Source organism: Mesorhizobium sp. B2-8-5 (assembly GCF_006440675.2).
Lineage (GTDB): Bacteria > Pseudomonadota > Alphaproteobacteria > Rhizobiales > Rhizobiaceae > Mesorhizobium.
Genome location: NZ_CP083951.1, coordinates 4867593 through 4888900, shown reverse-complemented (window position 1 = coordinate 4888900; position 21308 = coordinate 4867593). Strand labels below are relative to the sequence as shown.

Genomic DNA, 21308 nt, shown 5'->3' with positions numbered 1-21308 from the left:
TCCGCGGTTCGGTTTGGGGAGGGCCCGCCGAGGCTTCAAATCACCTTGCAGCTCCTAAAGCGACGCACGCGCCGCCGCCTCGGCGAACGAGATGTCGCCCTTGATCTCGCGCATCGCCATCGAGGTGACGGTGCGGCGAACGCCAGGCAGCCGGCTGAGCTCCTCGCGCAGCATCCTGTCCAGCGCCCTCATGTCGACGGTAACGATCTGCAGGAGATAGTCGGCCTCGCCGGTCGTGGCGTAGCAGCGGCGGATCAGCGGGTGTTTCCTCACTGCCGCCTCGAAGGCGTCCGACACTTCGAAGTCGATCGACACCTGGATGAAGGCCTCGATGCCGAAGCCGATCGAAGCGGGATCGACACGGGTGGAATAGCCGCGGATGACGCCGGCCTCTTCCAGTGCCTTCACCCGTTTCCAGCACGGCGTCTTGCTCAGGCCGACCTCTTCGGCGAGCTCGCCGAAGGAGATGCGCGCGTCGCGCTCCAGGGCTGCCACTATTCTGCGGTCGAGAGCATCCAACATCGATCGTTCTCCGATATGGCAAGAATGATGTAAAATTGTCCTTCATTTCACGCCATTTGGATAACAGAAAGGAACAATGTTCAAGCACAAAGCGCTATCCTTGCCGCACGGTCGAAAACCCCGCCTGCGAGGAGGCTGCGCCATGGACAAATCCGACTACCACGCCCGCATCGAGGCGCCCGAGATGCGCGACTACGGCGTCTATCTGCAATGCGACAAGCTGCTCGCCTGCCAGAAGCCGCTTGCCGACATGGTCAACGCAGACGAGTTGCAGTTCCAGGTAGTGCACCAGGTCGAGGAATTGTGGATGAAGCTCATCGCCTACACACTGGTCGATGTCCTCGACTATCTGGAGAGGCAGGACACGCACCGCATCGTCACGCTGATGGGCCGCGTCCACCGGCTGATGCGCATGATGACGGCGCAGCTCGATCTCCTGGAGACCATGTCGCCCAAGGAGTACCAGCAGATCCGCCTGCAGCTCGGCAATGGCAGCGGCCAGGAATCGCCGGGCTTCAAGCTTTTGCTGCGCCTGCCGCCGGATCTTTGGCGGGCCTTCAAACATACCTATCTCGATGGCCGCGGGCTGACCGTGCAGGACATCTATGACGAGCATTACCACCACGGCGATGCTTACGTCGTGGCCGAGGCGCTGATCGAATTCGACGAGCTGTTCCAGAAATTCCGCGCCAATCACCTCTATCTGATCCACCGCTCGATCGGGCTCGGCGCGAAGTCGCTGAAGGGCCGGCCGGTGGAAATCCTCGAAGGCGGCGCCCGCCACCGCTTCTTCCCCGATCTGTGGGACATACGCTGCGACATGACCGATCGCTGGGGCGCCGAATACGGCACCGTGCGGGAATCGATCAGCCATCCGGGCTGAGCCTTTTTCCTCGCCCCGCGCGAAGCGGGGGAGAGGTGGCCGCGTAGTGGCCGGAGAGGGGCCTTCATAGAGCGCAGAGTTGGCGGGAAGGGCTCGTCGCGTGGCGTTCATGCTGCGGCCGCCGGCGCAGCCCCCTCTCCGTCGCGGCTTCGCCGCGCCGCCTCTCCCCGCCTGCGGCAGGGGCGAGGAAGCGGGCGCTCCAAACAATTTTCCCCATCCCTGTCGGAACCATCTCCCTCCGCCCGTCCTTGGGGCATCAACAGACAAACCCGGAGGAACATCGTGGAAACGCAATCGACCTGGCAGACCGCCGCCATTCTCGTCGCCCGCCTGATTTTCGCCGCCATGTTCGCCATGGGCGTCGCCTTCAAGCTGATGGATATGGGCGCCACGGCCGGCTACATCGCCGCCGCCGGCTTCCCGTTCCCCCTGTTCCTCGCCTGGTGCGCGGCGATCCTTGAAACGCTGCTGGTGATCGCCTTCCTGACCGGCGCCTTCATGACGCCGCTGGCGCTGATCGGCGCGATTTATGTCGTCTTCCTCGGCTTTGCCTTTCACGGCCCGTCACACTGGACGGCGGACCAGGCCGAGTTCGGCGCCTTCATGTCGCATTTCCCATTCGCCGCCGGCCTGCTCTACGCCGCGGTCCACGGCCCGGGCAGCGTGCTCGCGCTCAAGCAGGGCTGGCCGGGCCGGGCATGACCCTTCCTTGTCCCCGTTCTACGGGGAGAAGGTGCCCGAAGGGCGGATGAGGGACGGCGCCTGCATTTCCGGGCAAGGCGCCCTCCCATCGCCTCACATCTGGTCGTTATACGGCTCCTTCATCTGCCCGACCATGCGGGCCAGCTTGGAGAAGGACGGCATGTCCGCTTCCGGCTGGCACTGGTTGGCGAGTTCGAGCAGGCGGATCGGGAAATTGATGGCGTCGCGGTTCGATGCCGAGATCGCTTCCGAGCGCTCCTCGCCGGTCTCGCCGGCTTCGGCCTTGCGCAGCGCGATGTCGATCTCCTCGACGCTGAGCACGCCTTTCTTGACGAGCACATGGTTGATTGCGGCGACAGCCATCAGCAGGCCCTCGAGCTGAAGATTGGCGACGTTCATGGCGTTCCTCCCATTGACCTCGCCTCAAGAACGCATGAGGGGCGTTTCCGATCCGGACGGGGAAAGCCGGCGCGGTTCAGGCCTCCATCCACCGCTCGCCATATTCGCTCCAGAGCTGCCTGATCTCGCGGTTGCCGAGCGGCGGCGTCTGGCGGTCGCCATAGAAGACGGCGACGGCGCTGAGGTCGTATTGGCCCTCGGCCTGGGCGATGAAGCGGATCGCTTCGCCGAGTGGTCTCGAATGGAAGATCGGATCGGCCTGGCCTCGGCCAAGGCTGCGAACGCCCGAAATGCTTGCAGGTACATGCCGCATCCGAAAGACGGATGCCATGGCAGGTCTGTCCATGCCGCTCTCCGCGATTCCCTTGGGGAATGATCCCATAAGCTCCGGCTAATGACCAGCCTGGGGGGGACAACCGGCCACAGCAAGAGAGCGGCCAAGAGAGCGGCAAGGCACAACCGTGAAACGAAAAAGACCTGGAAAGAAAGGGCCGGGCGCAATAGCCCGGCCTTCCTTTCTGCGCGGCCGTCGCAAGCAGCCTGCGCTCACTACTTTGGACGGTCGCGGCTGGTGCAGCCGGACCGGAAATGTCTACCTGTGCCAGCGATGCAGCCAGTCCGGGTCTGGATCGGAATTCCTGCTGATTGCCATGCCGGCCAGCAAGCCGACCAGGCCGCCGATCAACATCGCGGTCGAGAAGGTGCCGGGGTTCTGCTGCACCGTTTCCGAAACGCTATGCGCCTGGCTGCGCAACTGGCTTGCGGCGCGCGACGCGCGGTCGGAGGCGCCGCTGTAGAGGTTCGAAGCGCGGTCGGCCGCGCCCCGGTACCAGCCATGCGCAGTCTCGGCGGCCTCCTCGGCCTGTTCGGAAAGCGCGCGGTTCAGACGGTTCACCTCGCGCTTCAACTCGGCGATCTGCTTCTTCATCGCGTCTTCCGATGCACGCGTGGCACGCGCGCTGCTACGCGACGCGGGACGGTTGCGCGCGGCGGTGGCTTTCACGTTGCCGTTGGCTGAATTGGTGGTGCTGGTGTCATTGTCTGCCATCGGTCTCTCCTTTTTGCCTCCTGGAACGGCCATCACGCCTCATTGTTCCCGCGAGCGCGCCGCCCGGCCGCGGAGCGTGCTCCACGGCCCTGCGCTGCAAGCCCGATGCCCTTACTTGCCGCAGTTCTTGTCGTTCACGTTCGGCTGCATCGTGCCGGCGGTGCTGTTGTTGGCATCGCCCACCGCGCCTTGCGGACTGCTCGGGCAGTTCTTGTCGGCGTTTGAATTCATGTCGCCGCCGGTGACACTGCCGGTCGTGCCGGTATCGGGCGGCGCGGCTTGGTCGGGCGACGGGCTGGCCGGCGTCTTCGGCTCCACGGTAATGGTCTGGCCGCTGCCGCCACCCTCATTTCCGGCGGTGCCGGCGGTCTGGGCCATCGCCGCCGTGGCGAGGCCGATGGTCAGCGCCGAAGCTGCAAGAATCTTCGTAAGCATGATCTTTCTCCTCTGTTGCGAGACGGTCGTCCGTCACGTTGCGACTAAGGATGGAACCCGTCGGACCAAGGTTGGTTCCGACAAAATTTGTTGTAATCTGGCCCGGCGTTTCAATTTATGGGTGTGGCGCGCCGCGCGCTGCGATTTTGAGGAATGTAGGAAAATGTACCTAGAAGCTATTGCCCGGTGAAGGCAGCTATGCTACTATTTTGTCCATGGTGCTGATTTGCGCCAACGACCCGCCGCCCGGCGGGTTTTTTGTTTTTCGCGCCATCCATTCTTTCGAAGCGCTGGCGGACGCCCTCTCTGTCCTGCGGCGCTTTCAACATTTTTGCCTGAGGCCCAGATGCCACGCTATGCCACCATCGTCACCGCCGATGACGGCGCTGAGATCGTCAGCGCCATCGGCGAATTCGAGGGGTCGAGCCTGCCGCGCGGCTCAGGCCGTGTCGAGCAGGTCGCGCCAGGCGTGCGCATCGGCATGGTTCGCGGTGGCCCTGATGAGGCCGTCGCCGGTTTCGGTTTTCCGCGCCAGGACCTCGGCCCGTCCTCCGTCCGCGCGGTGACGGCGAAGCTGAAAGCAATGGCCGCGCCGGCCGCCGATGCCCGGACCGCCAAGCAGGCCAGCGCCAGGCCACGCAGGAAACCAGCGCGCAAGGTCCGCAAGGTCAAGGCGGCGAAAGCCGCGCCATCGCAAGCGGCCACCCATGGCTGACGAAAGCAGGCGCCGCGCCGGCGCGAAGCGGGCAAGCCGAAAGCCGAAGGGCCCCCAAGCCGGGGCCGCTCTGGCCACTCGCCCGAAGCGCCCGCGAAAAACGCTCGTCGACTATTTCGCGGCAGCCCTTCGCGCCGATTTCCGCGCCCATGGCGCCGGCGTCATCGCCGCGGTGCGGGCCGAAAAACCCGAGCAGTATCTGAAGGTCGTGCTGACGCTGCTGCCCAAGGATTTCTCCGAAAGTGTCGATGCCGATAAAACCAGTCTCGGGCAGTGGAGCGATGAGGAGATCCGCAGCCGCATCCGTAGCCTCGAAACGAGCCTCCGGCCGCTCCTCGACAGTGATGCAAACCTATCTGGCGCTGCTCGAGGAGATGGACCGACGCCGTCGCCGCAATCTTCTTCAGGCCTACGCGCCGTACAATCGGCAGGCTGATTTTCACGCGGCAGGGGCAACGAACCGCGAGCGCCTGTTCATGGCCGGCAACCAGCTCGGCAAGACCAGGGCAGGGGGCGCGGAATGGGCCATGCATCTCACCGGCCGCTATCCGGACTGGTGGGTGGGCAAGGTGTTCGACCAGCCCGTCAGGCTCTGGGCCGCCGGCGTCACCGGCGAAGGCACGCGCGACAACCCGCAGCGCGTGCTGGTCGGCCCGCCGCAGCAACAGGCAGAATGGGGCACCGGCATGATCCCGGCCAATGCCATTGCCGACACGGTTATGGGGCGCGGCGCGCCGGGAGCGCTGGACAGCGTCGTCGTGCGCTGGGGCGGTGGCGGCGACGTGCAGGCCGGCGAAAGCGTGCTCTCGTTCAAGAGTTACGAAAAGGGTCGCGAGAAATGGCAGGGCGAGACGCTGCACGGCGTGTGGTTCGACGAGGAACCGCCGCTGGACATTTATTCGGAGGGCCTCACCCGCACCAACGCGACCGACGGCATAACGATCGTGACGTTCACGCCGCTGTTGGGGATGAGCGATGTGGTGCTCAGGTTTTTGAGCGCGGAGGCGGTGTATAGGATTGGGAAGGGGTGACTGCACTTTCCGTGGCAGTCGCCCAGACTGTCAGCTTCCCAAGCTGAACGCGCGGGTTCGATCCCCGCTACCCGCTCCGCCTTGCTTCGCAAGGGTTTGCGCCTACATGATGGGAGTTAGCTTTCTCGGCGTTTTACAGGCGGTTTTACAGCTTTTGTTCACGATTTCGCCTTTTTGAGATGGCGATCGCTCTGAAAAGCATGACATGAAATCGTGTGGAACGACCTTCGGCCCAAAAATTAGGGATTGACCTTCTTGTTCGTGTTGGCCTCTTGTCACTTCGGAAAATGTTGAATCGCAGCGCTGGGGCAAGCCGATGACGATAAAGCTCCCTGTTGCTCTCGACAGAGATCCTATTGGCAATGCGATCTTTGAGATTCGCTTTTCTACACCGTTGGCGAGCGGCGTCTCGGATTTGTTGCCCGGGCTGATGTTTCGCCGGTTGAACAAGCGCTACTCCAAGGCAGTTACTCTGCCTGCCGGCGAAATTCCCCTGGCAATAAGAAGCCAATTGCCGAATAGCGAATATCAGGCTGTGAAGTCGCTACAGGGCGATCGCAAAAGTCTTAACTTCGCCGAGCGCTCCCTCACAGTCGAGGTGGTGAAGCCTTACCCGGGATGGAAAGAGTTCAAGGCCCTCATATCCGAGGCCCTCGACACTATCCGCGAGACCGGCATAGTTTCGAAAATCGAACGCTGCTCGCTCCGATACATCAACGTATTGCAGGGCGAAGGTGTCCCGTCTAACGTCTTTGATGCATTGAATATCACAGGCGATGTCGGGAAGTTCCCAATTGCCGAAAATGGTTTCCATCTTAGAGTTGAAACGCCTCTTGCAGACGGCCTTCTTGCGATTATTCAATTGTTCAGCAGCGCAAACATAGAGGTTCGCAACGGCGATTCGGTTGAGTCGATGGACGGAATTATGCTCGACATCGACTGCTTGCATACGGGAGTATTTGATAATTTTCTCAGCGATTACTCCGGGGTAATTGAGGAGATACACACTCAGGAGAAGCGAGTTTTCTTTTCAATGATAAACGACGCGACTCTGAAGGCATTTGGACCACGGTGGGAGGCTAAGTGATGCTCCATATCAATCCTCGGTTGCGCGATACCAGCTCGACCATGAGTTCGCAGCGCGCGGCGGCTTTGCTGGCAATGTTGGCGACACTTCCCATGACTGCGGCTACTCCCCATGCGGCGACACCGCAGTTCGTTGTTTCTCACCCAAAGAGCGCTTTGTCGAGCGAAGTCTCAGCGCTTTCCATTCGCGAGCCTGATAGTGACGCCCAACTCGCGTCAGACCTACATGCGCTTTTCAAAAGGATCGCTGCGTCGCAAAGTGACGTCGAAGACGAATATCTGCCAGCACTCTACGAAGACAGGGCAGCACTCTATCGACTGTTCTGAATGGCTATCCAACCGACTTCTTCTACGAATCCGGGCTATTGCCAGACGAACTGGCAAAGGTATTCCCCTATTATCTGAGCCATGCCAGCAAGGACGAACTGCGAAAGCGAATTGAAGGGTATCCAAACGACCGCAATTTTTTTGCGACTTCTTGGGATGGCCCCGCAGAACCTCTTCAAGGTGATGGCTGGAACGGATTCATAAAGATCGACTTCCAATCTGGTACGCGGATCGAGTTGGGTGGCATCGTAATTTCGAATAGCTGCGATATCGACCCACAAAACCGGAGTATCAGCAACCGTAACATTATCTTCGCGCCTATAATTGCCCTTGATGACTATGCCGCGCGACTGAGAGGACTCAGCAGTGATAAGGTGTCGGGCCACCTCGATGCGATCAGGACCCAACAGAAGACCGACTTGTTCTATCTCCCCGCCTCGAAGCGGACTCCCGAGGCCGTGGTCCGGTTTGACGATATCTCGTCCCAGCCCCTGAGTGTTTTTGTGAACTATAAAGACCGCGAGCGGCTTTTTCGGCTCAACACCTACGGCTTCTACGTTTTTCTGATGAAGGTTTCCATCCACTTCACACGCTTCGGCGAGGCATTAGATCGACAATAGGCTATGTCTCGTTCAGCTTCCGGCCCCGCTCCTTAATCGCCGCTGACATAGCGGCGGATCAGGTTGAAGATGTGTTGACGAACTCGGTGTCCGATTTCAAACTACTTGGTTCATGCAATGATTCGGAAAGAGATCTGAAATGCGTCTCATCGTGAGCATGGATCCAAATAAGCAACGAGCGGCTGAGGCACTTCTTGCGAACATCGGGAAGCATGGCGCCATCATGGCGGCCGATTGTGACCAGGATGCTATCGGTCTGCTGATGAAATATGGCCTGGTTCACTTCGAGAGCGGCTGCAAGGCCATCGATTTCACGCCGAAAGGCAAGATCGAATGCCAGACCCGAATGCTTCGCGTGAACTAGTCAGGATTTTCTTGCCTCCCTGAGCTTCTGGATGCGCTGGCAAGCGTGCCATCGTTGTCATCGGAGAGCGACAGTAACCGCTCAAGCATCTCCCGACCTGTCATCGCATTTGTCGATTTGCCGAGCGGCAGTAGGATCTTGCCGCCTTCGCTGAAGTAAAGATGAGCGGTCTCGCCTGTCCTCAGCGGACAGGCGTATAGCCTCGTGGTGCTGCGGTTTTTAAGCGCGGCGGAGGTGGAGAGGATCGGTAAGGGGTGAGCCTCGCGTGACCAAGGTTCCGCCCCGCGCGAAGCGAGGGGTGGCCGCGTAGCGGCCGGAGACCGGTCGGCGCCAGTCCCCCTCTCCGTCGCGGCTTCGCCGCGCCACCTCTCCCCCCTTCGCGTGGGCGAGGAACTGGAGCTTTGCGAAACCGCGCCGAAACCATGATCTGCGATGCCGCTTTGGCAGCAACCGAAGGTCGAGTAGCTTCCGGCCGCGATCCGGAGCCGACATGCGACCTCTCCCGAACCTGCTTCTTGCCTGCGTGCTGCTCTCGGCCTGCTCTGGCTCCGCCGGCGACTGGCGCGCCGATGCGATCACTGCGGCCGAAGCCAGGATGCGCGGCCTGATCAACGATCCGGCGGCAACCTTCTCGCATGTCGATCTCACTGGCGACAGCGCGACCGGCCAGACCTGCGGTGTCGTCATCAGCAAGGTCGGCATCTTCACCAAGGAAGCGCGCTTCATCGTCTATATCGACGGTGCCGGCCCCTATGTCGAACCGGGCCTCGGCTCGCCCATGTCGCAGGCCGACTTCGACTGGGCGTGGAAGAACGATTGCGTCAACGAAGGCTACAAGGGCTGAACGCTTTCCTCGCCCCGCGCGAAGCGGGGGGAGAGGTGGCCGCGCAGCGGCCGGAGAGGGGCCTTCGCAGGGCGGCAGCATCTCCGAGTGATCCGTGTCCGTTCATCCAAGTTGGCGCCGCCCCCTCTCCCCACTCACGTGGGGGCGAGGAACTGGAGCTTTCAAAACGATTTCCACCGCTTATGGTGCGCGAATGCGCGGTCGCGCGATTTGCATGCCGTAAGGGATTTCGGGAATGTATGTAGGCCGTTCTTACCGGTTGCTGGACTTCGCGCTCTGGTCGCGGCGCAGCGTCATCTACATGATAGTGGTGAGCGGGTTGGCGATCACCGCCTACCGCCTTCCGGCGACATCTGGGTTCTCGGTGCCATGGTCGGTCGTGCTGGTGCTCGGCACCACGGTGTCGCTGGTCGCCGGGTTCAAGAATTCGCAGGTCTTCACCCGCGCCAACGAGGCCCTGCAGGCCTTTTCACAGATCACCGCCAGCAGCCGGATGCTGTCCGGCTTCTGCCGCGATTTCATGGATGCTGCCGCCGCCCGGCAGCTGATCTACCGCCATCTTGCGTGGCTGACGGCGCTGCGCTTTTCGCTGCGGCGGCCCATGCCTTGGGAATCGCTGGCGAAAGCAGCCAACATCGAGTTCCGGCGGCGCCGCTATCACATCCAGGAGGATAAGACGTCGCTTGCCGAGGAACTGCGTAGGCTGCTGGGCGAGGAAGCCGAAAGCGTGCTGAAATCGCCGCAGCCGGCGATAGAACTTCTCGACTGGCAATTGGCCGAGGTCAACGGCTTGCTGAAGAGTTCAGCCGTTCCGACGCAGGTCTACTCCGAGCTGGTCAAGCTGATACGCGACTTTCAGGACCAGCAGGCCCGTTGCGATCGCATCAAGAACAATCCCTATCCCCGGCAATACGCGATCGTGAGCTCGATGTTCATGATCATCTTCTGCACCTTGCTGCCCTTCGGGGTCGTTCCGGTCTTTGCCGATATGGCCAAGCTGGGCGGCGTGCTCGGCTGGATCTCGATCTGGCTGACCATCCCGTTCAGCGCGCTGCTGGGCTGGGTCTACATGTCGCTGGACCTGGTCGGCGAAAGCAGCGCCAATCCGTTCGAAGGCAACGCCAACGACGTGCCGATCTCGCAAATCTGCCGCGACATCGAGATCGAACTGCGCCGGGGGCTTGGCGAGACCACGCTTCCAGCGCCGCTGGCGCCGGTGAACAACATCGCGACGTGATGGCTCCAGTTCCTCGCCCCGCGAGAGCGGGGAGAGGTGGCCGCGCAGCGGCCGGAGAGGGGCCTTCGTAGGGCGTTTAGCCTCCCGTTCTTCTGTCGAAAGCCGGCGCCGTCCCCTCTCCGTCGCGGCTTCGCCGCGCCACCTCTCCCCGCTCTCGCGGGGCGAGGAAGTGGAGTTGCCATGTCCCGCCACGTTACCTTCATGACCATCGACGATGCCGGACATTATTCGCCCAGGCAGCGCGCCGAGATCGTCGCGGCCTATCCCGAGCACGAGCGCGAAGCACGCGCCAAAGGCATTCCGGTGCTGGGCTCCGGCCGCATCTTCCCGGTGGCGGAAGAGACGATCGCCTGTGAGCCCTTCAAATTGCCGCGCTGGTGGCCGCGCATCGGCGCGCTCGATTTCGGCTGGGACCATCCGTCGGCCGCGGTCGAGCTTGCCTGGGACACCGAAGCCGACGTCGTTTATGTGACGAAAGCTCACCGCGCCTCCCAGCAGACGCCGGCGATGCAGGCGCTGGCGCTGAGGGCCTGGGGCGAATGGCTGCCCTTCGCCTGGCCTCGCGACGGCCGCCGCGAAACGCTGGAAGGTGCCGGCGTGGCTTTGGCCAAACAATATGCCGCCCACGGGCTGAACATGCTGACCGGCCACGCCCGCTTTCCCGACGGCTCGGTCTCGGTCGAGGCCGGACTGATGGACATGCTCGACCGCATGCAGTCCGGCCGCTTCAAGGTGTTTTCCACCCTTCACGCATGGTTTGAGGAATTCAGGCTTTTTCATCGAAAGAACGGCCAAGTGGTGAAGCTGCGTGACGATCTCATGGCCGCGACACGCTACGGCGTAATGATGCTGCGCGAGGCGATCGTCGACCCGGCGGAATTCAAGGCGGCGAGAAGGCCGGCGGGACAGAGCGACCCGCTGGGGGCGTTTCGGTAGGCGTTGGAACTGCCTTCCTCGCCCCGTTTACGGCAGGGCTATCGCATATGAGTGATCGCATTGATGAGATAGTCGTCGTTCCAGGCGCATTTCTTGATGCGATGACTGATGGGGACTTTGGCAGCATCGGCGGCCTGAAGGATGTTTCTAGCGAGGCGATTGAGAAGGGCTGTGTTGGCGGGAGCATTGTCCTTGCGGGCACGGCTGAGATCCTCATCAAGATGAACATCGAGCATCCAATGCAGGCCGTTCTCGATCTGCCAATGAGCTCTAGTGAGGTCGAGCGCCTGCTGAGGCGACATGAGCGTGGAGGCCATGAACAGGCGCATCAACGGCTTGGCCTGATCGCGTCGGCTGGTGATGCGGATGAAGGCCAGGTGGCCAGGCATCAGCGGCTCGGCCGCCGCCACGATCTCGGCTTGCCGCCATTCGTTGCGGCCGTGGCTGGTCTCGGTCCGCTCGGCAATGGAAGGGGTCGCGTCGGCCAGTTTCAAGTTGGCATGGCGCAGCCAATGACGCCGGTTGCCCTTCAGCGCAAGCAGGTAATCGCCACCTCTTTGGGTAATGGCCGCAGCCATTCGGGTATGACAGTGGAGCGCGTCGGCGGTGACCAATCTGCCCGTAAGATCAATGAGTTCGACGACTTTGAGCGCGGCCTCGACTTCGTTCTCACCATCACTCGGCGAGACTGCCGCCAGGCACAGCCGGGTCTCGGCCGCGAAGGCCGACACCGTCAACGGCGGACTGGCTGCCAAGCCCTTCTCGTAGGCCCGCCGCAAAACCTTGCCGTCAAGCGATACCACCTCGGGCGTCTCTCGGCTGGCTCGGGCGAAAGCGGCGGCAAAGGCGGCAAAAGCGCGACCGAAGGCCTCCGGGTCGAGCAGGCGCAGCAGCCGCGAGAAAGTGTCGTGGCTGGGGGCTGCGTCATAGTCGATCAGCCGCGACAGCGCTTGCTTGCGCTCCTGTGCGAACAAGGCAAATTCCGTCGCATTACTGGCACCGCACAGGCTTGCCGCGATCATCATCACGATCAGGTCGCCAAGCCGGTGCGTGGCGTTGGGCGCGCGGGGATCAGGCACCGCGCCAAAGTAGCTCTCAAGACAGGAAATGGCAGTCGCTCCTTCGCTCAACTGCCTCTCCAAAGAATCCTTTCTCAGCCTAAACTCAACCCCAAAAACGCCATATGCGATTCCCCTGCCGTTTACGGGGAGAGGATGCCGGCAGGCAGGTGAGGGGCAGCGCCAGCGTCTCAGAGAGTGGCGCTGCCCCTCATCCGCCCTTCGGGCACCTTCTCCCCGTGAACGGGGAGAAGGGATTGAGACCGATGCCGTGACGCCTGCCGTAGAGCGCGGCGGTGCAGAATTCTGAAGCTGTTCCAATGCTTTAGCGTCGCGACATGGATTCTAGGCCTGCGCCCGTCGCTCCGCTCTTGGATTACGAGGCGCGGTTCTAGCCCACCCGCAATGCCGCCAATCCCGGCCTCTCCAAAATCCTCAATCCAGCAAGTCAGCGAACGCCACCGCGCCTGCGATCGGCCGCGATCGCGTGCGCGCGCCTCTTCCAAAGCCAGCCATGCCGGAGAAGCTGATGGTCCACATCATTCCTCTCTTCACCGATCAGCGCCGCCCCGATGCCGGCAATGGAACGCCCAACGCTTCGGCGGCTAGGCAGTCCGATCCCTACTGGCAGGAGGTTGCCGCTCACTACGAACGGCGCATGGCGCAGCAGCAGGCCTTCGACACCGAGATCGCCGCGCGCAGGCTGTATGGCGAGATCGCGAGCGCCGAGGCCGACACCGTGGCCAATGCGCCGGCCGACGGCGAGGGCCTGCACCACGCCATGTATGGCGAGGTCGATCCGTATACCGGGCGTGTCGTCCTGAAGGGCCGGTTCGACACGCTATTCGACAATTTCCTGAAGCAGGCGCCGCCCGAGCTGCGCGCCGGCCTTGCCAGCCGCAAGCCGGCCCTGCGAGAGGCAGGCTCGGTGCGCATGGCGATGCAGCAAAATCAGCGCCGCGCCCAGTATGAGCAGGACCAGCTCGCGGCGGCCCAGGCCGAAGAGCTCGACACCATAGCGAAGAACGACCCGGACGATCACGCTGCTTTCGATGCCGCCCGCCATGCCGGCCTCGATCTCATCGGCAAGATGAACCTCGATCCCGAGAGCAGGCTGCAGGCCGAAGCCGGCTGGCGCGAGAGCACGGCAACGGCACGGGTGGAGGCGCTGATTGCGCGGGATCCTCGTGGCGCACTGGAGCTGTTGCGAGGCGGGATCGCTCAGCAGGCACAGCCGGGCGGCGGCCAGACATTCAAAAACGACAGGGGCCAAGACGATGGATCGTAAACTCGACAGCGGAACGGTCTTGGATGGCGCTGAGGAGCAAACCAACGACACTGGCGAACAGGCCGGCGCCAAGGACCAGACCGCTGAACTCGCCCCGCTCTATGACAGGGTGGAGCAGGCGCTGAAGAAGCACCCGCCCGCCGACGCCCTAGCGAACAATGATCGGCCGGTCGCAGCGGTACTTGCCGATCTCACGCCGGACGCCACCGATGCGCTCTATCGGCGTGCGCGTGCGGCGGCGACCTCCCAACTGATCGGTGCCCGCGCCAATATTTCGATGGCCTTTCAGAACGCCCCGAAGGCTTTCGCGGACACCCGCAGCTACGCCGGGGTCATGCCCAAGCCCGAGGACTTCGCCTACGTCTTCGGCGTCGAGGAGGGCCGCCGGCAACTGGCGAAATTCGACCAGAGCCTGGAGATGGGCAAGCAGGCCTTCGACATGCGTGTCATGTCGGCTCGGGATATAAACAGCCAGCTTCTGGACGCAGCCGTCGGCGCGGCGAATTCGCCGGAGGGCCAGTCGCGCTATCGGGTAGCCGCCGCTGCCGCCCAACACGTGCTGGAAGCCAGGCAGAACGATCCGGCCGGCGAGGCCATCAAGGCGTTTCCGCAGGCGAAAGAGGCCTGGCACTTGGCGGCCGACCAGGGCTGGCGCGATCCTGCCGCGGTCCAGAATGCACTGGCCCTGACCATCGCCACACAACGCCATCTCGGCATGGAGAACGCTCAGCCCGTGCCGCAATCGGTGCTGAAGGACCTCGGCGCACTACCGCCGCAAGACAGGTGGGCCGGGATGAACGGCCTGCTTGCCGGAACGACGGATCCGGCCCTCAAGACGGCGATGTCGCGGCAGTTCGCCGGGGCTGGGTTGCTTGGAGGACAGGCGCAGACGCCGGGAGCAACGATCGTCGGCCCGATGGCTGCCCAGGACCAACTGGATTTTGAGACCACTCAAGCTCTGCCCGAATCCGCCGCAGGTGGCGTTGCCGACCAAGAGGCAAAATTGGCGAGCCTCTTCGGTACGCTCTCTACCCCGGCTGACCGTGAGGCGATGCTACGTCATCTTCTGGCGACAAGTTCAGCCCGGACAGAGACAAGCGCGGTAGACCGGACGCGTCGCGAGTCAATAGTCGATCCCCGGATGATGCTCGACGTTCCGAAAGCGGTTGAGCTCGGTCTAGTAAACACCAACCAGGTCGAAAACTATATCCCTACGCTTCGGGATAAGGTTGGCGGCTTTTTGGTCGGCGATACTAAGCCGGACAGCGTGTGGCGCAATATTGCGCGGTCGTTCGTCGGTTCTGAAGGCGGTGGTGAGGAGGGGCTTTCCGTAGCCGACATCACGCCGATTGGCGCTCTTTTCGCGGGAGACCAAGCTCTCACTTCCGCACTTTATGGCAACTATGGCGACGCAGCACTCAATGCTCTAGGGGCGGTCCCCGCCGATCGGCTGGCGTTCATAGGCCTAAAACAAGCTGGCAAAATCGCCAGCCCCTTGGTCGAGAAAGTACCGAGGGTTTTGAAATGGTCGGACGAACTGGGTGAAGGGGCTGAGGCTCTTATCCCAAATGATAGTAGTGACCTCGCCAAGTCGGCGGATGAAGTTCTTCCAGACGTAGCTAACCGTAACGAAGGAGTAGACGATCTATTCAAGCCCGGGTTGGGGCCGGCACCAGAAGCTGCAAGTGGCGAAGCAAAGACGCCGACCGGTCAGTTCTATAGTGTGGTATTTGAAACAAAGCTCGATCCTGCATTGTATCCTGGCTTCTCACGTCCGAACCATTTCCAGGCAGCCAATGAAGCCCTGCTGGTGCTCATGGAAAGGGAACCGGATTTCGCAAAGATTCTGCGAGAAGGCGGGATTAGCCTTCAGCGGACAAAGAGGGGGCTTGTCCCCCGGACTGCGCCTCCCGGCTACACATGGCATCACGCCGACGAACCCGGTGTGATGCAACTCGTTCCTAGATACCAACACGATCTTGGCACTATCTTCCAGAAAACCCTTCATCCGGATCGCCGAGGAGGATTTTCCATATGGGGAAAATAATGAAGTTACTGGATGTCGTTGGGAGGTTGTCGGATTTTGATGAAGAGGACACGATTTATGTATCTGAGCCTTGGACGGAAGATTCCGATGCAATGGTTGCGACCGCGCCCGACGATACTATGGTGCCGCCAAAGGCGGCAGCCAAAGCGGGTCTGACCTATTTCATCGAAATATTCATTGCGATTGAGGTCACAGAGGGATGGATCGGGTCGCAGAAGGAAAAGCCCAGTCTGTCAGCAATCTGTGACAGGCTGATTTATTACGCCACCTATGACGCGTGAGAGGGAAAATGGCGACCGACAAGCGTTATGAAGGAAAGCCGCTGCTCAGGCTCCTTGAGCTCTATGTGCTGAAGGCGATTGGAGAACTCTCTCGGGAGTCGGAAAAATCGTTGAACGCCATGGCTCCCAAGTTGCAGGCCATCTATGGCGGCGACGGACGGTGGGAAGATGCGATCGCCAAGGCTCTTCACATGCCCGACACGATGCCGGAGGCAATCCGGGATATGTGGAAGAAAAACCTCAAAATCGCCCAGGACAACAAGGTGACGCTCACGCCTCAGCAATTTGCGGAAATGTTCGTGGACAACAACTTCGCCGGTTGAGCTTACGGTAACGGCTCCTGGTTCCCTGGGTTGCCAACGGCACATTGCGAGCGGGCGCATATCATTTATCTTCCGATATTATAACGAAAATTTCTCCGATTTGCGTCGCTCTCCTGTAGACTAAATCATCAGCAACGGATTGGTTAAATATAGTGCTAACGCAATTTTCTGTTTTAGAAAACTCTATGCTGTGCTTTCCGGCGGGAAAGGAACAGCATGGAAGAGAGTTTATGTCATAATCCATTATAGATAAATTGTACGATTTTCCATAGTCGGCGATGCTGAGCTCGAACGATTTTCCAAATCGGATGTCACAATAATACCTTCTGCTGCACTGAGAATTTCCGCTAAAATATTGCCCATCGGTCATCCGGACAACAAATCGAACCGAATATTTTTCGCCCTTCACCTCGGAAGGGTATGCCGGATTTGTTGGCAAAGTAGCCAAAAGAGCGAACGCGAGACAAAGGAATCGATTGAATAAAAAAGGCCCTCGAGTCCGATCCATAAAGGAGTGTCTGTCAATCACGAGGCGTTCCTTATGATCCACGTCGGATAATTCGTCCATCAGAAACGAAAATGATTTCGACAAAGATGTGGTGAAAGAGCTCAGCCTGAAAAATAATGTTCCAGAACTCAAGGCGCGCCACCGGCATATAACCATGGGGACAATTCCGAGACATACGCCGAGGCCAGGGCGTCAGAGTTTCTAGACCAACACGTCGCTGGCAGGCCTCGCTGCTGACCGGCCGGAGTCTGTCCATGCCCATCCGCATCGTTCCCGCCACGCTGCGGGACCTTTCCTACATCGCCGCCAATCTGCGCCCCGAGGACCGGACCGAGATCGACTGCCAGCTCGATCATTGGTCGCCGGCGCTGCTGGCGCTGACAGCACTTCAGGGCTTTGCCTATGTCGCCGAGTTCGACGGCAATCCGGAGGCCGGGTTCGGCGCGGCCGAGCAGCGCGGCGGCCTGTGGATCGCCTGGAGCTGGGGCACGCGCCGCATGAGGCGCTGCGTGCCCGAGATTACGCGCTTCTTCCATACCGTGCTCGGGCCCCAGGTCGCAGCCAGGGGCGCCTGGCGGGTCGAGGCGAGGGCGCTTGCCGAGAACGATCTTGCCTTGCGCTGGCTGGACAGGCTTGGCGCCACGCAACGCTGCCGCCTGCCGGGTTACGGCAGGAACGGCGAAGATTTCTTCCTCTATGACTGGATAAGAACCTCTAACCTCGGGGAAAGCAGGAACCATGTGTCTCTTTCAAAAACCACCGGAACTGAAGCCGCTGCCGCCGGTGCCGACCGCGCAGGACAAGGACGTGCAGGCGCGGGAAGCAGCACTTCGCTCTGAGCTCGAGCAGCGCCAGGGCACGCTCTCCACCGTCAAGACCGACCTTGCGCCGAGCGACGTCGCCGGCCGGCGCCGCGTGCTGCTGGGAGTATGACGTTATGACGGCGATGAAACGAAGCTTCCGCCGACGCGTGCTGGACTGGTGGTACTGGAGGCGGCATGCGCGGTTGGTGAAGCGCAGGGGCTAGCAACCTTCTTCCAGGAGGAAGGGAGCACTACAGTTGGTCGTCGAGCCACTCGCGCAAATCCCGATCCTCGCTTTTTTTGGTGGCGGGTGGCGAAGGCCGCGTCCAAGCGTACCAGATCGCAGCAAGCACGCCGGCGCCCCAGATGCCGGCGAAAATATGCTCGACGAAATCCATGTGGCGATCCCCGGTAGCCGCATGGATATTAGTAGCATCGAATTTAGCAATACAGAATACAATTCACGCCTGATAGCGAGATCACGCCCCCTTCCTCGCGAACGCCCAGACCATCAGCGGGTATTCCTCGTCGTTGCTCAAGTCCCGCCACACCCCATAAGCCCGCACCGGGCCGCCGATATGAGCCTTGGCGCAGGCCTTGTTGCCCCAGCCGAAGGCCTGCACGTCGTCTTCACCAAAGCCGCCTTCGACCATCAGCTGCTTCAGCCCCGCGGGCGTCCAGCGGTTGTAGTCGTGCGGGCGGGCATGCACGCGAAACAGGAAGGGCGTCGCCACCATAGCCCAGCCGCCGGGCTTCACCATGGCATGGATGTTGGCCACCGCCGCCTGCGGGCGCTGCACATGCTCCAGCACCTGGTCGGCGATGACAATGGAATATTGCTCCTCGGTGCGATCCCGGCAGATGTCGAAGCCCGGGAAATCGACCGAGCGGTAGTCCGGACACAACGCCCGCCAGTAGCGGTTCCAGCCCGGTGAGATCTCGATCACGTCGCGCGACTTGCGGTGGGCCGCTTCGAGGAAAACCGTGAAGGCTTCGATCTGGCGGATGCGCAGCCAGTTGCGATTGTCATAGCGAAGCAGTCGCTTCACGACGTGTTTGCCGCGATTTTTCAAGGCGCCGGCAAGGCTTGTCATTCTCGACCTCCTCCTGCCCGCCGCGACAGGTCTGTAGCACCGAGAAGTGCGCAAAAGATGACAGCGCAATCTTTTCCTCGCCCTCGCCAGAGGCGGGGGAGAGGTGGCCGCGTGGCGGCCGAGAGGGGGCTGCGCCAGCTTCGCGGGATAAGGCTCAATCGTTCTCCATCATACGCAACGCGGCGCCAGTCCCCCTCTCCGTCTCGGCTTCGCCGAGCCACCTCTCCCCACTCTCGTGGGGGCGAGGAACAGCCCCGCCAAACAAGCGAGATTCCCATGACCGATTCCCGCGCCCGCGATATCCTGTCGCGACAGGCCGAACTCGAGACCGAACGCGCCACTTACGAACCCGTCTGGGAGGCGGTGGCGGAGTTCTGCGATCCGGATGCGCCCGATATCTGGTCGGGTCGCCGCAGCAGCCGCTCAGACAGCCAGGCCGAGCGGCAGGAGCGGCGCGGCTCACGCGTCTACGCCAACACCATCAACTCCGCCGCCAACCGGCTCGCCGCCGGCCTGGAGAGCCTGATCATCCCGCAGTCCGAAAAATGGCACGGGCTGACCACGGCCGAGATGAATGACGAGGAGACCGACGAAGAGAAGGAATGGGCGGAAGCCTTGCGCGATTTCCTGTTCGCGTTGCGCTATTCCGCCAACTCCAATTTCGTGCCGGCGACGCAAGCCTGCCTCAGGAACGTCGTGCGCTACGGCCCGGCCTATCTCTATGCCGAGGAAGGTTTTGGCGGCACGCCGATCCGCTACGCCTCGATCCCCGTGGTCGAAGGCTACCTGTCGCGCAACCGCTGGGGCCAGGTCGACATTTTTCACCGCCGCTACGAGCGCACCGCGCGCCAGGCGGCGCAGCTTCTGGGCTATGAAAAACTGCCGGCGCGCATCAAGGCGCTCGTCGACGACCCCGCCAAATGCGAGGAGGAGATCTCGCTCATCCAATGCGTCCAGCCGCGCGACGAGCGCCGTATGTACCGCAAGGGCGGCTCCTACCAATATCTCGACCAGGCCTTCGCCTCCTACCACGTCATCGAGGACGAGGAGGAGATCGTCAAGGAGAGCGGCTTCCGCACTTTCCCGGTCTCGACCTTCAACTGGCGCCGCTACGAGGGCGACGCCTATGGCATTTCGCCGGCGATCGAGGCGCTGACCACGGTCCGCGAGGAGAATGCCGTGCGCCGCTCGGGCCTGCGCGCGCTGCAGCAGATCACCGATCCGCCGACCGCGTCCAAGGCCAGGCTCGATTATGTGCCGGTGCTCAATCCCGGCGAAAACTATCCGGGCCTGATCGACGACAATGGCCGGCCGCTGATCCAGCCGATCGCCACCGGCCAGAACCCGAGCTATGCCTTCGACTATGCGGCGAGCCGCGCGGAAGAGATCCGCGACATGATGTTCGTCAATCTGTTCCAGACGCTGGTGCAGAACCCACAGATGACCGCGACCGAGGCGCTGATAAGGCAGGAGGAGAAGGGCGCGCTGCTTGGGCCCTCGGGCTCAATCATCCAGGCCGGCTTTGCCGCCAATCTCGACCGCGAGCTGTCGATCCTCGAGGACAAGGGCCTCTACGACCAGGACAGCCGCTTCCGCCCGCCGGACAGTCTGGCGGGCAAAGCGGTGCGGCCGACCTTCACCGGCCCGCTCGACGTGCTGCGCCGCTCGGCCGAAGCCCGCGATACTATCCAGGTGGTGACCACCGCCATGCAGATGGCGCAGTTCGATCCCGGCATCATGGACAATATCGACGGCGACGAGGCGATCCGCGTCGTGCAGAGCGCCGGCCGCAGTCCGCAGCGCATTTTCCGGCGCAAGGACGAGGTGGAAGGTCTGCGCGGAGCGAGAGCCCAAGCGCAACAGGCGCAGGCCGGGATGGCGGCGATCGCCACCGCCGGCAAGGTGGCGAAGGACGCGGTGCCGGCGGCCGTCCAGGCGCGCGACAGCGGCCTGCTCGACAGCCTGCAGACGATGATGCAGGGCGCCCAGGCTGGCGGTGGCGCAGCTGGCGCTCCGGCCGGCGGCGCGCAAGGCGCGATGCCGGGTGGGCAGGGCGCCGGCTCCGCGGGCGGCGGCGCCAATGGTGGCGCATGAGCCGCAAACGCTTCGCCCGCCCCTCCGACGCCGGCGGTCCGCTCGCCGCGCGAGAGGCGCTGGCCAAGGCCTATCGCCGCGTCTTCTCGGGCGAGGACGGAGAGCTGGTGCTCGCCGACCTTACCGCCGCGACAGGCTACTACCGACGCCCGTCCTACGGCGATTGGCTGGCGCGCACCAAGACTCCCGAAGGCTTCGAACTGCACAGCGCGCTGAGCAACGCGCGCGCCGAAGTGGTGCAGCACATCATGGGGTTTCTCACGCTGGAAGACGCCGACCTAGCGGCGCTGGAGAAAGCGGCGCGGGCGGAGGAGAGGTGAGGCGCTGAAGCCGCCAATCTCCCCCCTCGTGGGGGAGATGCCCGGCAGGGCAGAGGCGGGCGCTGTCCCGCCGGCCTTGCCGTGTTTTCTCAACACCATTGGCCGGAATTCTTGGTTGAATCCCATACGGACTCGCTCGAGGTAGATACTCTACGGCGCCCCCCTCTGTCCTGCCGGACATCTCCCCCACAAGGGGGGAGATCAGCTGTCGCGCGCGTCGCGCCCTGACGAGCATCCTCGCTCCTTTCACCACTCAGGCTCCAGCCGAACCCACCCCGTCCGCGCCGCCGAACCGGCCGCCATCTCCGGCGGCTCGCCGCCGCGCGCCCTCTCGAACCGCCCC

The 21308-nt window shown here is 62.2% G+C and carries 28 protein-coding genes and 1 tRNA gene; 21 read left to right on the top strand and 8 right to left on the bottom strand.

Going from position 1 to position 21308, the window contains the following annotated elements; all coding sequences use genetic code 11:
• Positions 1-54: 54 nt before the first annotated feature.
• Positions 55-522 carry an Lrp/AsnC family transcriptional regulator gene (locus tag FJ430_RS23975; protein WP_140710132.1) on the bottom strand — a complete coding sequence of 156 codons (468 nt, stop codon included), beginning with the start codon at positions 520-522 and terminating at the stop codon, positions 55-57.
• Between the two features lie 142 nt (positions 523-664).
• Here FJ430_RS23975 and FJ430_RS23970 point away from each other — a divergent pair, with 142 nt between their 5' ends.
• Together FJ430_RS23970 and FJ430_RS23965 are read left to right on the top strand one after the other, a co-directional pair.
• Positions 665-1405 (top strand): tryptophan 2,3-dioxygenase family protein, encoded by a 741-nt coding sequence (locus FJ430_RS23970; protein WP_140710134.1) that lies wholly within the window; start codon positions 665-667, stop codon positions 1403-1405.
• A 279-nt stretch (positions 1406-1684) separates the two neighbouring features.
• Positions 1685-2107, top strand: coding sequence for a DoxX family protein (locus FJ430_RS23965; RefSeq protein WP_140710136.1), 423 nt, complete (start codon positions 1685-1687; stop codon positions 2105-2107).
• 93 nt (positions 2108-2200) lie between these two features.
• On the opposite strand, the gene FJ430_RS23960 is transcribed toward FJ430_RS23965, so the two are convergent.
• From FJ430_RS23960 to FJ430_RS23945, 4 genes are all read right to left on the bottom strand, one after another.
• A complete protein-coding gene (locus FJ430_RS23960; protein ID WP_140651970.1) occupies positions 2201-2506 on the bottom strand; it encodes a hypothetical protein in 306 nt (101 codons plus the stop codon).
• 76 nt (positions 2507-2582) lie between these two features.
• A complete protein-coding gene (locus FJ430_RS23955; protein WP_140640957.1) occupies positions 2583-2852 on the bottom strand; it encodes a hypothetical protein in 270 nt (89 codons plus the stop codon).
• Positions 2853-3098: 246 nt separating this feature from the next.
• Positions 3099-3554, bottom strand: a complete 456-nt coding sequence (locus FJ430_RS23950; RefSeq protein WP_226891873.1) for a hypothetical protein — start codon at positions 3552-3554, stop codon at positions 3099-3101.
• A gap of 111 nt (positions 3555-3665) precedes the next feature.
• The gene (locus FJ430_RS23945) at positions 3666-3989 is read right to left on the bottom strand and encodes a hypothetical protein (protein ID WP_140710138.1); all 324 of its coding nucleotides are present in this window, start codon (positions 3987-3989) and stop codon (positions 3666-3668) included.
• 346 nt (positions 3990-4335) lie between these two features.
• Here FJ430_RS23945 and FJ430_RS23940 point away from each other — a divergent pair, with 346 nt between their 5' ends.
• From FJ430_RS23940 to FJ430_RS23890, 11 genes are all read left to right on the top strand, one after another.
• Positions 4336-4704: a hypothetical protein gene (locus FJ430_RS23940; protein WP_140710140.1), complete on the top strand. Its 369-nt coding sequence runs from the start codon at positions 4336-4338 to the stop codon at positions 4702-4704.
• Positions 4697-5140 (top strand): hypothetical protein, encoded by a 444-nt coding sequence (locus tag FJ430_RS23935; protein WP_226891872.1) that lies wholly within the window; start codon positions 4697-4699, stop codon positions 5138-5140. The genes FJ430_RS23940 and FJ430_RS23935 overlap by 8 nt, the downstream gene beginning before the upstream one ends.
• A 40-nt stretch (positions 5141-5180) precedes the next feature.
• Positions 5181-5735, top strand: coding sequence for a terminase large subunit domain-containing protein (locus tag FJ430_RS23930; RefSeq protein ID WP_264296027.1), 555 nt, complete (start codon positions 5181-5183; stop codon positions 5733-5735).
• Positions 5709-5811 (top strand) — tRNA-Gly (locus FJ430_RS23925). The genes FJ430_RS23930 and FJ430_RS23925 overlap by 27 nt, the downstream gene beginning before the upstream one ends.
• 240 nt (positions 5812-6051) lie before the next feature.
• On the top strand, positions 6052-6822 hold the full coding sequence (locus FJ430_RS23920; protein ID WP_140710144.1) for a TIGR04255 family protein: 771 nt from the start codon (positions 6052-6054) through the stop codon (positions 6820-6822).
• Positions 6822-7148, top strand: a complete 327-nt coding sequence (locus tag FJ430_RS23915; RefSeq protein ID WP_140710146.1) for a hypothetical protein — start codon at positions 6822-6824, stop codon at positions 7146-7148. The genes FJ430_RS23920 and FJ430_RS23915 overlap by 1 nt, the downstream gene beginning before the upstream one ends.
• Before the next feature lie 38 nt (positions 7149-7186).
• Positions 7187-7768, top strand: a complete 582-nt coding sequence (locus FJ430_RS23910) for a hypothetical protein (RefSeq protein WP_140710148.1) — start codon at positions 7187-7189, stop codon at positions 7766-7768.
• Positions 7769-7907: 139 nt separating this feature from the next.
• On the top strand, positions 7908-8132 hold the full coding sequence (locus FJ430_RS23905) for a hypothetical protein (protein ID WP_140710150.1): 225 nt from the start codon (positions 7908-7910) through the stop codon (positions 8130-8132).
• 490 nt (positions 8133-8622) lie between these two features.
• Positions 8623-8976: a hypothetical protein gene (locus tag FJ430_RS23900; protein ID WP_140710152.1), complete on the top strand. Its 354-nt coding sequence runs from the start codon at positions 8623-8625 to the stop codon at positions 8974-8976.
• Positions 8977-9211: 235 nt separating this feature from the next.
• A complete protein-coding gene (locus tag FJ430_RS23895; protein ID WP_140710154.1) occupies positions 9212-10213 on the top strand; it encodes a bestrophin family protein in 1002 nt (333 codons plus the stop codon).
• Positions 10214-10393: 180 nt separating this feature from the next.
• The gene (locus FJ430_RS23890; protein WP_140710156.1) at positions 10394-11149 is read left to right on the top strand and encodes a terminase large subunit domain-containing protein; all 756 of its coding nucleotides are present in this window, start codon (positions 10394-10396) and stop codon (positions 11147-11149) included.
• Positions 11150-11187: 38 nt separating this feature from the next.
• On the opposite strand, the gene FJ430_RS23885 is transcribed toward FJ430_RS23890, so the two are convergent.
• Positions 11188-12279 carry an ISAs1 family transposase gene (locus tag FJ430_RS23885; protein WP_226891871.1) on the bottom strand — a complete coding sequence of 364 codons (1092 nt, stop codon included), beginning with the start codon at positions 12277-12279 and terminating at the stop codon, positions 11188-11190.
• A 457-nt stretch (positions 12280-12736) separates the two neighbouring features.
• Between FJ430_RS23885 and FJ430_RS23880 the strand changes: the two genes are divergently transcribed.
• The 6 genes from FJ430_RS23880 (at position 12737) to FJ430_RS31645 (ending at position 17587) form a co-directional block, all read left to right on the top strand.
• Positions 12737-13495 (top strand): hypothetical protein, encoded by a 759-nt coding sequence (locus tag FJ430_RS23880; protein ID WP_181175590.1) that lies wholly within the window; start codon positions 12737-12739, stop codon positions 13493-13495.
• Entirely contained in the window at positions 13485-15542 is a 2058-nt protein-coding gene (locus FJ430_RS23875; RefSeq protein WP_140710791.1) for an HNH endonuclease, read from the top strand. The genes FJ430_RS23880 and FJ430_RS23875 overlap by 11 nt, the downstream gene beginning before the upstream one ends.
• Entirely contained in the window at positions 15542-15823 is a 282-nt protein-coding gene (locus FJ430_RS23870; RefSeq protein WP_140710789.1) for a hypothetical protein, read from the top strand. Before FJ430_RS23875 ends, FJ430_RS23870 begins: the two co-directional genes overlap by 1 nt.
• A gap of 8 nt (positions 15824-15831) precedes the next feature.
• Entirely contained in the window at positions 15832-16146 is a 315-nt protein-coding gene (locus FJ430_RS23865) for a hypothetical protein (protein WP_140710787.1), read from the top strand.
• A 762-nt stretch (positions 16147-16908) separates the two neighbouring features.
• Positions 16909-17493, top strand: a complete 585-nt coding sequence (locus FJ430_RS23860) for a hypothetical protein (RefSeq protein WP_140710785.1) — start codon at positions 16909-16911, stop codon at positions 17491-17493.
• Positions 17462-17587: a hypothetical protein gene (locus FJ430_RS31645; protein WP_264296026.1), complete on the top strand. Its 126-nt coding sequence runs from the start codon at positions 17462-17464 to the stop codon at positions 17585-17587. Before FJ430_RS23860 ends, FJ430_RS31645 begins: the two co-directional genes overlap by 32 nt.
• 121 nt (positions 17588-17708) lie before the next feature.
• On the opposite strand, the gene FJ430_RS23855 is transcribed toward FJ430_RS31645, so the two are convergent.
• Entirely contained in the window at positions 17709-17855 is a 147-nt protein-coding gene (locus tag FJ430_RS23855; RefSeq protein WP_181175589.1) for a hypothetical protein, read from the bottom strand.
• A gap of 81 nt (positions 17856-17936) precedes the next feature.
• Positions 17937-18551: a methyltransferase domain-containing protein gene (locus FJ430_RS23850; protein ID WP_140710783.1), complete on the bottom strand. Its 615-nt coding sequence runs from the start codon at positions 18549-18551 to the stop codon at positions 17937-17939.
• Between the two features lie 276 nt (positions 18552-18827).
• Here FJ430_RS23850 and FJ430_RS23845 point away from each other — a divergent pair, with 276 nt between their 5' ends.
• Complete coding sequence (locus tag FJ430_RS23845) at positions 18828-20645, top strand: portal protein (RefSeq protein WP_226891869.1); 1818 nt, start codon at positions 18828-18830, stop codon at positions 20643-20645.
• Positions 20642-20965: a hypothetical protein gene (locus FJ430_RS23840; protein WP_140710781.1), complete on the top strand. Its 324-nt coding sequence runs from the start codon at positions 20642-20644 to the stop codon at positions 20963-20965. Before FJ430_RS23845 ends, FJ430_RS23840 begins: the two co-directional genes overlap by 4 nt.
• The last annotated feature ends 343 nt before the right edge of the window (positions 20966-21308 follow it).

Coding starts and splice junctions, on each gene's coding strand:
- FJ430_RS23975 (WP_140710132.1), bottom strand. CDS start 522: ATGTTGGATGCTCTCGACCGCAGAATAGTGGCAGCCCTGGAGCGCGAC.
- FJ430_RS23970 (WP_140710134.1), top strand. CDS start 665: ATGGACAAATCCGACTACCACGCCCGCATCGAGGCGCCCGAGATGCGC.
- FJ430_RS23960 (WP_140651970.1), bottom strand. CDS start 2,506: ATGAACGTCGCCAATCTTCAGCTCGAGGGCCTGCTGATGGCTGTCGCC.
- FJ430_RS23955 (WP_140640957.1), bottom strand. CDS start 2,852: ATGGACAGACCTGCCATGGCATCCGTCTTTCGGATGCGGCATGTACCT.
- FJ430_RS23950 (WP_226891873.1), bottom strand. CDS start 3,554: ATGGCAGACAATGACACCAGCACCACCAATTCAGCCAACGGCAACGTG.
- FJ430_RS23945 (WP_140710138.1), bottom strand. CDS start 3,989: ATGCTTACGAAGATTCTTGCAGCTTCGGCGCTGACCATCGGCCTCGCC.
- FJ430_RS23940 (WP_140710140.1), top strand. CDS start 4,336: ATGCCACGCTATGCCACCATCGTCACCGCCGATGACGGCGCTGAGATC.
- FJ430_RS23935 (WP_226891872.1), top strand. CDS start 4,697: ATGGCTGACGAAAGCAGGCGCCGCGCCGGCGCGAAGCGGGCAAGCCGA.
- FJ430_RS23930 (WP_264296027.1), top strand. CDS start 5,181: ATGGCCGGCAACCAGCTCGGCAAGACCAGGGCAGGGGGCGCGGAATGG.
- FJ430_RS23920 (WP_140710144.1), top strand. CDS start 6,052: ATGACGATAAAGCTCCCTGTTGCTCTCGACAGAGATCCTATTGGCAAT.
- FJ430_RS23915 (WP_140710146.1), top strand. CDS start 6,822: ATGCTCCATATCAATCCTCGGTTGCGCGATACCAGCTCGACCATGAGT.
- FJ430_RS23905 (WP_140710150.1), top strand. CDS start 7,908: ATGCGTCTCATCGTGAGCATGGATCCAAATAAGCAACGAGCGGCTGAG.
- FJ430_RS23900 (WP_140710152.1), top strand. CDS start 8,623: ATGCGACCTCTCCCGAACCTGCTTCTTGCCTGCGTGCTGCTCTCGGCC.
- FJ430_RS23895 (WP_140710154.1), top strand. CDS start 9,212: ATGTATGTAGGCCGTTCTTACCGGTTGCTGGACTTCGCGCTCTGGTCG.
- FJ430_RS23890 (WP_140710156.1), top strand. CDS start 10,394: ATGTCCCGCCACGTTACCTTCATGACCATCGACGATGCCGGACATTAT.
- FJ430_RS23880 (WP_181175590.1), top strand. CDS start 12,737: ATGGTCCACATCATTCCTCTCTTCACCGATCAGCGCCGCCCCGATGCC.
- FJ430_RS23875 (WP_140710791.1), top strand. CDS start 13,485: ATGGATCGTAAACTCGACAGCGGAACGGTCTTGGATGGCGCTGAGGAG.
- FJ430_RS23870 (WP_140710789.1), top strand. CDS start 15,542: ATGAAGTTACTGGATGTCGTTGGGAGGTTGTCGGATTTTGATGAAGAG.
- FJ430_RS23865 (WP_140710787.1), top strand. CDS start 15,832: ATGGCGACCGACAAGCGTTATGAAGGAAAGCCGCTGCTCAGGCTCCTT.
- FJ430_RS23860 (WP_140710785.1), top strand. CDS start 16,909: ATGCCCATCCGCATCGTTCCCGCCACGCTGCGGGACCTTTCCTACATC.
- FJ430_RS23855 (WP_181175589.1), bottom strand. CDS start 17,855: ATGGATTTCGTCGAGCATATTTTCGCCGGCATCTGGGGCGCCGGCGTG.
- FJ430_RS23850 (WP_140710783.1), bottom strand. CDS start 18,551: ATGACAAGCCTTGCCGGCGCCTTGAAAAATCGCGGCAAACACGTCGTG.
- FJ430_RS23845 (WP_226891869.1), top strand. CDS start 18,828: ATGACCGATTCCCGCGCCCGCGATATCCTGTCGCGACAGGCCGAACTC.
- FJ430_RS23840 (WP_140710781.1), top strand. CDS start 20,642: ATGAGCCGCAAACGCTTCGCCCGCCCCTCCGACGCCGGCGGTCCGCTC.